Source organism: Streptomyces sp. NPDC003035 (assembly GCF_042888285.1).
Lineage (GTDB): Bacteria > Actinomycetota > Actinomycetes > Streptomycetales > Streptomycetaceae > Streptomyces.
Map to the genome: position 1 here is coordinate 1,113,875 of NZ_JBIAPJ010000001.1, position 10,771 is coordinate 1,124,645.

A 10,771-nucleotide genomic window follows, 5' to 3' on the forward strand; every position below is an offset into this window, starting at 1 on the left:
TGGCGACTTGTTGGAGACATTGATGGAGCGTCCCGCCTGGGCTCCGCCGGGTATCGATATTTCGGTGCCGAGCGTGTCCCGTATGTACGACTTCTATCTGGGCGGCTCGCACAATTTCGAGGTGGACCGGGAAGCGGCCCGGAAGGCCATGGAGTTCATGCCTGGACTCCCCAAGGTCATGCAGGCGAACCGTGCCTTCATGCGCCGCGCGGTCCGTTTCGCGGTCGACAACGGCATCACCCAGTTCCTCGACATCGGCTCCGGCATACCGACGTTCGGCAATGTCCACGAGGTCGCCCAGGCCGCCGCCCCCGGCGCCCGGGTGGTGTACGTCGACCACGACCCGGTCGCCGTGGCGCACAGCAGGGCCGTCCTCGAGGGCAACGACGACGCGGCGGTCCTCTCCGCGGACCTGCGCAAGCCGCAGGAGATCCTGCACAGCCCCGAGGTCGGACAACTCATCGACCTCGACCGGCCGGTGGCCCTGCTGCTCGTCGCCGTCCTGCACTTCCTGGAGGACGAGGACGAGCCGGGGCGGGCGGTCGCCGAACTCGTCGACGCCCTCGCCCCCGGCAGCATCGTCGTCGTGACCCACGCCTCCTACGAGGGCATCCCGCTGACGCAGGAGCAGGCCGGCGGCACCGTCGGGGTCTACCGGAACATCCGCAGTCCGCTCGTGATGCGCTCGCACGCCGAGATCCTGCGCTTCTTCGAAGGTCTCGACCTGGTCGACCCGGGCCTCGTCTCCATGCCTCTCTGGCGGCCCGAGGGCCCCACGGACGAGGAGGATCCATACGCCTTCTCGGGCTTCGCAGGGGTGGGGCGCAAGGCGTGAAGGTGCCGTCTCAGCCGTCCGGTTCCGGCGCGGACCCGGACGGCCCGGAAGACAGACTCAGGCGGTTCGCGACCATCTGGAGCCGGGCCATCTTCCCCGTCACCGCGACCTCGCTCACCCGCGCCGACTTCGAGCTCCATCTGCAGCCGCTCGCCCGTACGTTGTGCGACGCGCTGCACGCCCGGCCCTTCGACACGGCCCCCGCCCACCGCACGGGGGCCGCGCTGGTGGCCGCGCACTGCACCGACCCGGACGCGCTCAGCCGCACCCTCGGCGTCATCGACTCCTACCTGGTGCTGTACTGCGGCATGGAGGGGGAGATACCCGCCGAGGAGCTTCGCTCCCGCAGCTCGCGGCTCCAGCACGCCCTCGCCGCCGGGTTCGCGCAGGCCCTGCGCGAGCGGACCCTGCTGGAGCAGGAGGCGATCGCCCGCTCCGCGCTCAGCGCCCGCAGCGCCGCCGAAGTGGCCCTGCACACCACCGAGAGCCGCTTCCGGGCGGTCTTCGACGGGGCCGCGATCGGCATCGGCATCGCCGATCTCGAAGGAAACATCCTGGAGATCAACGAGACGCTGACCCGGATGTTCGGCGGTCTGGAGCAGACCATCCGCAACCGCAACGTCAGCGACTGGGTGCACCCCGAGGACGGTCCGCACGTCTGGCGGCTCTACGACGAACTGGTCCGCGGCGAGCGGGAGAACTACCGGGTCGAGAAGCCGTACGACCGCGGCGACGGCACGGTCCTGTGGACCAACCTCACCGTCTCGCTGCTCCGCGACGCCGAGGGCTTCCCCCAGTACCAGCTGGCGCTGCTGGAGGACACCACCGAGCGACGGCTGCTCAACCTGCGGCTGCGGTACGAGGCGACCCACGACGCGCTCACGGGGCTGCCCAACCGGACCTTGTTCTTCGAGCGCCTGGAGAAGGCGCTCACCGCGGGCGACGGCGCCCGCTTCGGGCTCTGTTACCTGGACCTCGACGGTTTCAAGGCCATCAACGACAGCCTGGGCCACTCGGCCGGGGACCGTCTCCTTGTCGAGGTCGCCGACCGGTTGCAGACCTGCGCCACGGCCCCGGGCGAGATGGTGGCCCGGCTCGGCGGCGACGAGTTCGTCGCCCTCACCACCGGGCCCGGCACCGAGGGGGACGTCGTCGAGCTGGCGAACCGTATCCTCGCCGCACTCGCCTCACCCGTCCGGATCGACGGGCGTGAGCTGACCGTACGGGGCAGCATCGGCGTCGTCGAGGGACCGGCGGGGGAGCGCACCCCGGCCGAGGTGCTGCGCAGCGCCGACATCACCATGTACCGCGCCAAGTCGGCGGGCGGCAACCGCTTCGAGTTCGCCGACGCGGAGGCCGACGCCCGCGCCATCACCCGGCACGGGCTGACCACCGCGCTGCCGGCGGCGCTGGAGCGCGGCGAGTTCTTCATCGAGTACCAGCCGCTGGTGCACCTCGGCGACGGCAGTGTGCACGGCGCGGAGGCGCTCGTACGGTGGTGTCACCCGCAGCACGGTGTGCTCGGACCCGACCGGTTCATCCCGCTAGCCGAGAACACCGGCCTGATCGTGCCGCTGGGCCGCTGGGTGCTCCAGGAGGCGGTCCGCCAGGCTCGCTTCTGGCAGGCCCGGCACACCGACGGCGGTCCGTTGCGGATCAACGTCAACCTCTCGCCGACCCAGCTGCACCACCCGCGGCTGGTCGCCGACACGGTCGACGTCCTGGAGCGCTCGGGCCTGGAGCCCGGTGCCCTGTGCCTGGAGGTCACCGAGTCGGCGCTGATCGGCGCGGACGACGACCTGCTGAAGCCGCTGCGGCAGCTCGCGGAGATGGGCGTGGACATCGCCCTGGACGACTTCGGCACGGGGTACTCGAACCTGGCGAACCTGCGCCGGCTGCCGGTGAGCGTCCTCAAACTGGACCGGTCCTTCACGCGCGGCATGCAGCAGCACCCGGCGGACCCGGTGGACCTCAAGATCGTGGAGGGCATCGTCGCGCTGGCGCACAGCCTGGAACTGGCGGTGACGGTGGAGGGGGTGGAGACGCGGGCGCAGGCGCAGCAGCTGCGGGAACTGGGCTGCGACACGGCGCAGGGCTGGTACTACGCCCGCCCGGGCGCCCCGGACCGCATCCACTCCTTGCTCCTGGCGGACGCGGTGTAACTCGCCCACGGGCGGGCCTGCCGTCGCCTGCTGGGCCGTTCCCGCCCAGTCCCGCTGGTCCGGTGCCCGCCCCGGCCGCCACGCCATGCCCGTGTGGGCAATCGTCCCGCAGGGCGGGACGGGTGGGCACACGGGACGGCGCCCTTGCCGGGCCCAGGCTCCCATGCCCGCGGTGCCCACCGGTGCGGCGCCGTTGTCGGGTTGTGCCCACCCGTCCCGCCCAGCGGGACGATTGCCCACAACCAGGTCGGGGGTGAGCGTGGGCGCCGCCCCGCGTTGCGGGCGAGGGCACCGGGGCTATCGGGCAGGGCGGGAGGCGAGGAGGATGCGTTGGAGTTCGCGGGCCGCGCGGGGTGGGGCCACGTCGCTGCGGTGTGCCAGGGCGATCGTGCGGCGCAGCCCCGGGCGGGCCAGCGAGGTGACCCGGAGGTCCCGACCCGCCCGCGCCGCGACCATCGCCGGGACCACCGCGACCCCCAGCCCCGCCCGTACGAACCCCAGCACCGCGTCCATCTCGCCGCCCTCCACCGTGAACGACGGCTCGAAGCCCTCCGCCCGGCACGCCGCCACGGTCAGCTCCCGCAGGTCGTAACCGTGCCGGAACATCACGAGCGGCTGGTCCCGCAGATCCGCGATCCGCACCGGCCGCCCGGGCGCCGGCGCCGCCGCGCTCGACACCACCACCAGGTCCTCGCGCAGCAGCTCCACGGTCGTCAGCGCAGGTGACGGCGTCGGCAGCGGCAGCACCACCAACGCCAGGTCCAGCGCGCCGCGCGCCAGCTCCCGTACGAGGTCGTGCGAGCCGCTCTCCTCGATGAGCAGCCGGATCCCCGGGTGCAGATCATGGAAGGCGCGCAGCACGTCCGGCAGCAGACCCGTGCACAGGCTCGGTGTCGCGCCGAGCCGCACCCGTCCGCGCTTCAGCTGCACCAGCTCCTGCACCTCGTGCCGGGCCGTGTCCGTGTCCGCCAGGATCCGCCGGGCCAGCGGCAGCAGCGCCTCGCCCGCGTCCGTCAGCGCGATGTTCCCCCGCGCCCGGCTGAACAGCTCCGCCCCCAGTTCCTGCTCCAGGGCCCTGATCTGCTGCGAGAGCGAGGGCTGGGAGACATGCACCCGCTCGGCGGCGCGGGTGAAGTGCCGGGTCTCGGCCACGGCCACGAAGTACAGAAGCTGCTGGAACTGCATAGGCTCAGCCTATCGAGATGAGCCGGACCATGTCTTGGACCTCTGGGGTCCTTCGGCCCTAGCGTCGTGCGCATGGCTCTGGCAACGAAGACGGCACCGACGGAACGACCACCGTCGCCCCCGCGCTCCCGCGGATTCTGGGCGTCCACGATCGGCAAGAAGACGGTCATGGCCGTCAGCGGCCTGATCATGCTCGGCTACCTCGTGGCCCACGTCATGGGCAACCTCAAGGTCTTCTTCGGCCCCGAGGAGTTCAACAGGTACGGCCACTGGCTGCGCACCATGGGCGAGCCCGTCCTGCACTACTCCTGGGGCCTGTGGCTCGTCCGGATCGTGCTGCTCGCGGCCGTCGTCGCCCATGCCGTCTCCGCGTACCAGCTCAGCAGGCGGGACATCAAGGCCCGGCCCACCGCCTACGTCCACCGCCGCAAGAGGTCCTCCTACGCCACCCGCACCATGCGCTGGGGCGGTGTGATCCTCGCCCTCTTCATCGTCTGGCACGTCCTGGACCTGACCACCGGCACCGTCCACCCCGGCGGCTTCCAGGAGGGCCGACCGTACGAGAACGTCGTCGACACCTTCTCCACCTGGTACGGCAACGTGATCTACCTCGTCGCCATGCTCGCCGTCGGCCTCCACGTCCGCCACGGGTTCTGGAGCGCCGCCCAGACGCTCGGCGTCGGCAACGCCCGCCGCGAGCGCGTGCTCAAGGCCCTCGCCAACGGCCTCGCGCTTGTGCTGACCGCGGGCTTCGTCTCCGTCCCCGTAGCCGTCATGACCGGAGTGGTGAGCTGACATGAGCTTCCTCGACTTCGAGACCGGTGACCCGGTCGTCGACCACAAGGCCCCCGCCGGCCCCATCGCGGAGCGCTGGGACACCCGCCGCTTCCAGGCCAAGCTGGTCAACCCGGCCAACCGCCGCAAGCACACCGTCATCGTCGTCGGCACCGGCCTCGCCGGCGGCTCCGCCGGCGCGACCCTCGCCGAACAGGGCTACCACGTCGTCCAGTTCTGCTACCAGGACTCCCCGCGCCGGGCCCACTCCATCGCCGCGCAGGGCGGCATCAACGCCGCGAAGAACTACCGTAACGACGGAGACTCCGTCCACCGCCTCTTCTACGACACCGTCAAGGGCGGCGACTTCCGCGCCCGCGAGTCCAACGTCCACCGCCTCGCGCAGATCTCGGTCGAGATCATCGACCAGTGCGTCGCCCAGGGCGTCCCCTTCGCCCGGGAGTACGGCGGCCTGCTCGACACCCGCTCCTTCGGCGGCGTCCAGGTCTCCCGCACCTTCTACGCCCGCGGCCAGACGGGCCAGCAGCTCCTCCTCGGCGCGTACCAGGCGCTGTCCCGCCAGATCGCGGCGGGCAACGTCGAGCTGCACGCCCGTACCGAGATGCTGGACCTGATCGTCGTCGACGGACGGGCCCGCGGCATCGTCGCCCGGGACCTGATCACCGGCGCGATCTCCACCCACTTCGCGGACGCGGTGGTCCTCGCCAGCGGCGGCTACGGCAACGTCTTCTACCTCTCGACGAACGCGATGAACTCCAACGCCACCGCCGTCTGGCGGGCCCACCGGCGCGGAGCGTACTTCGCCAACCCCTGCTTCACCCAGATCCACCCCACCTGCATCCCGCGCACCGGCGACCACCAGTCCAAGCTCACGCTGATGAGCGAGTCGCTGCGCAACGACGGCCGTATCTGGGTCCCCAAGGCGAAGGGCGACACCCGCCCCGCCGCCGAGATCCCCGAGGACGAGCGCGACTACTACCTGGAGCGCATCTACCCCTCCTTCGGCAACCTCGTCCCGCGCGACATCGCCTCCCGCGCCGCCAAGAACGTCTGCGACGAGGGCCGGGGCGTCGGACCGGGCGGCCAGGGCGTCTACCTCGACTTCGCGGACGCCATCGGGCGAATGGGGCGCAAGGCGGTCGAGGAGAAGTACGGCAATCTCTTCGACATGTACGAGCGGATCACCGCCGAGAACCCGTACGAGGTGCCGATGCGGATCTACCCCGCCGTGCACTACACGATGGGCGGACTCTGGGTCGACTACGACCTCCAGACCACCGTGCCGGGCCTGTTCGCGATCGGCGAGGCCAACTTCTCCGACCACGGGGCCAACCGTCTCGGCGCCTCCGCGCTGATGCAGGGCCTCGCCGACGGCTACTTCGTCCTGCCGTCCACGATCAACGACTACCTGGCCCGCCACCCGTCGAGCGAACCGCTCCATGACGACCACCCGGTGGTACGCGAGGTGCTGGCCGAGACCGAGGACCGCCTCAACCTGCTGCTCTCGGTCGACGGCGACCGTACACCCGACTCCTTCCACCGCGAACTGGGCGAGTTGATGTGGGAGTTCTGCGGCATGGCCCGCACGGACGAGGGACTGCGCAAGGCACTCGACCGCATCCCCCAGATCCGCGAGGAGTTCTGGCGCCGGATCAAGGTGCCGGGCACGGGCGAGGAGTTCAACCAGTCGCTGGAGAAGGCCAACCGGATCGTCGACTACCTGGAGCTCGCCGAGCTGATGTGTCTCGACGCGCTGAACCGGGCCGAGTCCTGCGGCGGCCACTTCCGTGAGGAGTCCCAGACCCCGGACGGTGAGGCCGCCCGGCGCGACGAGGAGTTCTCGTACGCCGCCGCCTGGGAGTTCCGGGGCACCGGCGACGCCCCCGTCCTGCACAAGGAAGACCTCGTCTTCGAGTACGTCCACCCCACCCAGCGGAGCTACGCATGAAGCTCACCCTGCGCGTCTGGCGCCAGAAGAACGCCGACGCCCCCGGCGCCATGTCCACGTACGAGGTGGACGGAATCTCCTCCGACATGTCGTTCCTGGAGATGCTCGACACGCTCAACGAGGAGCTCATCCTCCAGGGCGAGGACCCCGTCGCCTTCGACCACGACTGCCGCGAGGGCATCTGCGGCGCGTGCAGCCTGGTCATCAACGGCGACGCCCACGGCCCGGAGCGCACCACCACCTGCCAGCTCCACATGCGGGCCTTCCGCGACGGCGACACGATCGACATCGAGCCGTGGCGCGCCTCCGCCTTCCCGGTGGTCAAGGACCTGGTCGTCGACCGTTCCGCCTTCGACCGCATCATCCAGGCCGGCGGCTACATCAGCGTCCCGACGGGCGCGGCCCCCGAGGCCCACGCCACGCCCGTCCCCAAGGCGGACGCCGACTTCGCCTTCGAGCACGCCGAGTGCATCGGCTGCGGAGCGTGCGTGGCGGCCTGCCCCAACGGCTCGGCGATGCTCTTCACCTCCGCCAAGGTCAACCACCTGAACGTCCTGCCCCAGGGCGCCCCGGAGCGCGAGACGCGCGTCCTGGACATGGTGGGCCAGATGGACGCCGAGGGGTTCGGCGGCTGCACCCTGACCGGCGAGTGCGCGACGGCCTGCCCGAAGGGGATTCCGTTGCCCTCGATCGCGGCGATGAACAAGGAGTGGCTGCGCGCCCAGCGCACGTCCGGCCGCCGGTAAGGGGGACCCGGGTGGACGCGGCCCGTACAGCACGCACGGCGACCGTACGTGGCGCAGGGCCAGGGCCTCTCCACCGCGGACCGAGCCGCGTAGCCGGCCGCCGACGTCCCGCCGAGGCAGGGGCGGCGGCCGGTTACCTGTGCGTACCGCATGGGCGGAAGGTGACAGCGGCGACTGTCGTGGCCCCTCGGGGCCGTGACAACGTCGTCTCGTCACCGACCGAGGGAGTGCGTTGTGAACAAGGGGTACGCGGTTTTCTGCGACGCCGACCGTCACTTCTACGACGCCCCGCACCGCCTCGTCTTCGCCGACGGAGGGGGCGACTCCCTCTACCCGGCGGCCACGCTCCCCGTCCCCGAGGGCTGGACCCGCCGGCGGACGGGCGACTGGCTCGCCCTGCGCCCGCTGGGCCGCCCGCTCCCGGCGCAGGGCTGGAAGATCCATGTCTCGGCCGCTCTCGACAACGCGGAGAAGGTCCTCGCCACCGTCCGGGACTACTGCCTGCGCCATGACGTCGCCTTCAAATTCGTCCCGAGCCGGTACCTGCTGCACCAGCGCAACGCCAAGTACGCGGACCGCGCGGCGAGCGGCAAGTTCATCACGGTCTACCCGGCCGACGACGAGCGGTGCGAGCACGTGGCCACCGACTTGGCGCGGTTGCTCGACGGCGAGCCGGGCCCCTACATCCTCAGCGACCTGCGGTGGGGCCGGGGCCCCGTGCACCTGCGGTACGGCAGCTTCGTCCGCCGCCACTGCTACGACGAGCACGGGGAGCTGCGGCCGGCCATCGAGGACGGCTCGGGCACCCTCGTACCCGACCAGCGCGGTCCCGTCTTCTCCGTGCCCGCGTGGGTGACCGCGCCCCCCTTCCTGCGTCCGCACCTCGACGCGAGGGCCGCGGTGACCGTCCAGGACATGCCGTACGAGATCGAGAAGGCCCTGCACTTCTCCAACGGCGGCGGCGTGTACGAAGCCCGGCATCGGCCGACCGGGAGGCGGGTCGTCCTGAAGGAGGCGCGGCCGTACGCCGGGCTGGCCGCCGACGGCGCCGACGCCGTCACGCGGCTGCACCGCGAACGCGCCGCGCTGGAGCGGCTCTCGGGGCTCGCCTGCACACCGGAGGTCCTCGACAGCTTCACCCTCGGCGACCACCACTTCCTCGCCCTCGAGTTCGTGGAGGGCAAGCCGCTCAACACCTTCTTCGCCCGCAGGCATCCGCTGATGGAGGCCGATCCGTCGGCGGAGCGGCTCGCCGAGTACACGGAGTGGGCTCTGCGCGTACACGGGCTCGTCGAGCAGGCCGTGGCAGCGGTGCACGCACGCGGGATCGTCTTCAACGACCTGCACCTGTTCAACATCATGGTGTCCGAGGACGAGTCCTCCGTGGTGCTGCTGGACTTCGAGGCGGCACAGCCGGTCGCGGCCGGCGGCCGCCAGACCGTCGCCAACCCGGCGTTCGTCGCACCCGCCGACCGGCGCGGCCTCGACGTGGACCGCTACGCCCTCGCCTGCCTGCGCATCGCCCTGTTCGTCCCGCTCACCAGCCTGTTCGCCGTGGACCGGGCCAAGGCCGCGCACCTGGCGGAGGTCGCGGCGGCGCGGTTCCCGGTACCCCGGGACTTCCTGGACGCGGCAGTACGGGAGATCATCCGCGAGCCGGTCGGTGACCCGCCTCCCGACGGTGCGCCGGCGCCCGGCCGTCCCGCGGGCAGGGCCCGTTTCCTTCCCGAGGAGCCGGGAGACTGGCCGCGCAGCCGCGACTCGATGGTGCGCGCGATCCTGGCATCGGCGACCCCGGACCGGGAGGATCGTTTCTTCCCCGGCGACATCGCGCAGTTCGCCACCGCCGGCGGCGGGCTGTCCCTCGGCTACGGCACCGCGGGAGTCCTCCACGCCCTCCAGGAGAGCGGGGCCGAGCGATGCCCCGCGGCGGAGGCCGGACTCCTGCGATACGCGAAACAGCCCGGGTCCGGCACGCCGCTCGGCTTCTACGACGGGCTGACCGGCATCGCGTGGACCCTCCAGCGGCTCGGGCACACGGCGGCCGCCCTCGAACTGGCCGAACTCGTCCTGGCAGAGGACCACGACGCGCTCGCCCCCGACTTACACGGCGGAACGGCCGGTATCGGCCTGGCCCTGGACGCCCTGGCCACCGCCACCGGTGAGACGGGCCTGCACGACGCGGCCCTGCGCTGCGCGGAACTGACGGCCCGCCCGCCCGCCGCCTCCTCCCCGGCGGCGGGGGAGTCACCGGGCCGGGTGCGGACCGGGCTGCTGCACGGTGGGGCCGGCCGGGCACTGCTGTTCGTCCGGCTCTACGAACGCACCCGGGACACCGCCCTTCTCGACCTCGCCGCCGAAGCGCTTCACGACGACCTCTCCCGGTGTGTGCGCGGAATCTCCGGCACCCTCCAGGTCGACGAGGGCTGGCGGACGATGCCGTACCTCGGCGCCGGCAGTGTGGGCATCGGCATGGTGATCGACGACTACCTCCTCCACCGCCGCGACGACGCCCTCGACCGGGCCCGCCGCGAGATCGTGCGGGCGGCGCAGGCCACCTTCTACGCCCAGCCGGGACTCTTCCGCGGCGCCGCCGGGATGGTGCTCCACCTCGCCCGCACGAACGCCGGCGGCCCTGGCACGGAGCCGGCGGACGTACGCCGCCAGGTCGACTGCCTGACCTGGCACGCGATGGCCTACCAGGGCCATCTCGCCTTCCCCGGCGAACAGATGATGCGGCTCTCCATGGACCTCGCCACCGGCACCGCGGGCGTCCTGCTGGCCCTCGCGGCAGCGCTGGGCGAACGCCCGGCACACCTGCCCTTCCTCCCGCCGCTTCCGCGGCCCCAGAACCGGCCCCGTACCGGGGTCGTCCATGCACCACCGTCCCCACACGAAAGGAAACGATCATGAACCTGCTCGACCTGCAGTCGCTGGAGACCCCCAAGGACGAGGCCGTCGGTGACGTCGAGACCGGTAGCCGCGCGAGCCTTCTGCTCTGCGGCGACAGCAGCCTCAGCGTGACGACCTGTAACTGACCCGGTCCGGCTCCGCGTACGGCAACCGAGCACGTCGGCGCGGAGTCCCGGTGCCCCTGGAG

The 10,771-nt window shown here is 71.7% G+C and carries 8 protein-coding genes; 7 read left to right on the forward strand and 1 reads right to left on the reverse strand.

The genetic code is table 11. The features are described from left to right. The first annotated feature begins 22 nt into the window (after window positions 1–22). Together ACFYV5_RS04900 and ACFYV5_RS04905 are read left to right on the forward strand one after the other, a co-directional pair. Window positions 23–835, forward strand: coding sequence for an SAM-dependent methyltransferase (locus ACFYV5_RS04900; RefSeq protein WP_389164411.1), 813 nt, complete (start codon window positions 23–25; stop codon window positions 833–835). Then, a complete protein-coding gene (locus ACFYV5_RS04905) occupies window positions 832–2,997 on the forward strand; it encodes a putative bifunctional diguanylate cyclase/phosphodiesterase (RefSeq protein WP_389164414.1) in 2,166 nt (721 codons plus the stop codon). The genes ACFYV5_RS04900 and ACFYV5_RS04905 overlap by 4 nt, the downstream gene beginning before the upstream one ends. A gap of 297 nt (window positions 2,998–3,294) precedes the next feature. Here ACFYV5_RS04905 and ACFYV5_RS04910 read toward each other — a convergent pair whose 3' ends face one another. Next, a complete protein-coding gene (locus ACFYV5_RS04910) occupies window positions 3,295–4,182 on the reverse strand; it encodes a LysR substrate-binding domain-containing protein (protein ID WP_355109773.1) in 888 nt (295 codons plus the stop codon). A 72-nt stretch (window positions 4,183–4,254) separates the two neighbouring features. Between ACFYV5_RS04910 and ACFYV5_RS04915 the strand changes: the two genes are divergently transcribed. The 5 genes from ACFYV5_RS04915 to ACFYV5_RS04935 all read left to right on the forward strand — a co-directional run bounded on the left by ACFYV5_RS04915 (window position 4,255) and on the right by ACFYV5_RS04935 (window position 10,709). Next, window positions 4,255–4,977, forward strand: a complete 723-nt coding sequence (locus ACFYV5_RS04915; protein ID WP_389164417.1) for a succinate dehydrogenase — start codon at window positions 4,255–4,257, stop codon at window positions 4,975–4,977. A gap of 1 nt (window position 4,978) precedes the next feature. Then, window positions 4,979–6,925, forward strand: coding sequence for a fumarate reductase/succinate dehydrogenase flavoprotein subunit (locus ACFYV5_RS04920; protein WP_389164420.1), 1,947 nt, complete (start codon window positions 4,979–4,981; stop codon window positions 6,923–6,925). Beyond that, window positions 6,922–7,671, forward strand: coding sequence for a succinate dehydrogenase/fumarate reductase iron-sulfur subunit (locus ACFYV5_RS04925; protein WP_355109768.1), 750 nt, complete (start codon window positions 6,922–6,924; stop codon window positions 7,669–7,671). Before ACFYV5_RS04920 ends, ACFYV5_RS04925 begins: the two co-directional genes overlap by 4 nt. Window positions 7,672–7,905: 234 nt before the next feature. Beyond that, on the forward strand, window positions 7,906–10,584 hold the full coding sequence (gene lanKC / locus ACFYV5_RS04930) for a class III lanthionine synthetase LanKC (protein ID WP_389164424.1): 2,679 nt from the start codon (window positions 7,906–7,908) through the stop codon (window positions 10,582–10,584). Beyond that, a complete protein-coding gene (locus tag ACFYV5_RS04935; RefSeq protein ID WP_355109764.1) occupies window positions 10,581–10,709 on the forward strand; it encodes a SapB/AmfS family lanthipeptide in 129 nt (42 codons plus the stop codon). The genes lanKC and ACFYV5_RS04935 overlap by 4 nt, the downstream gene beginning before the upstream one ends. Window positions 10,710–10,771 lie beyond the last annotated feature (62 nt).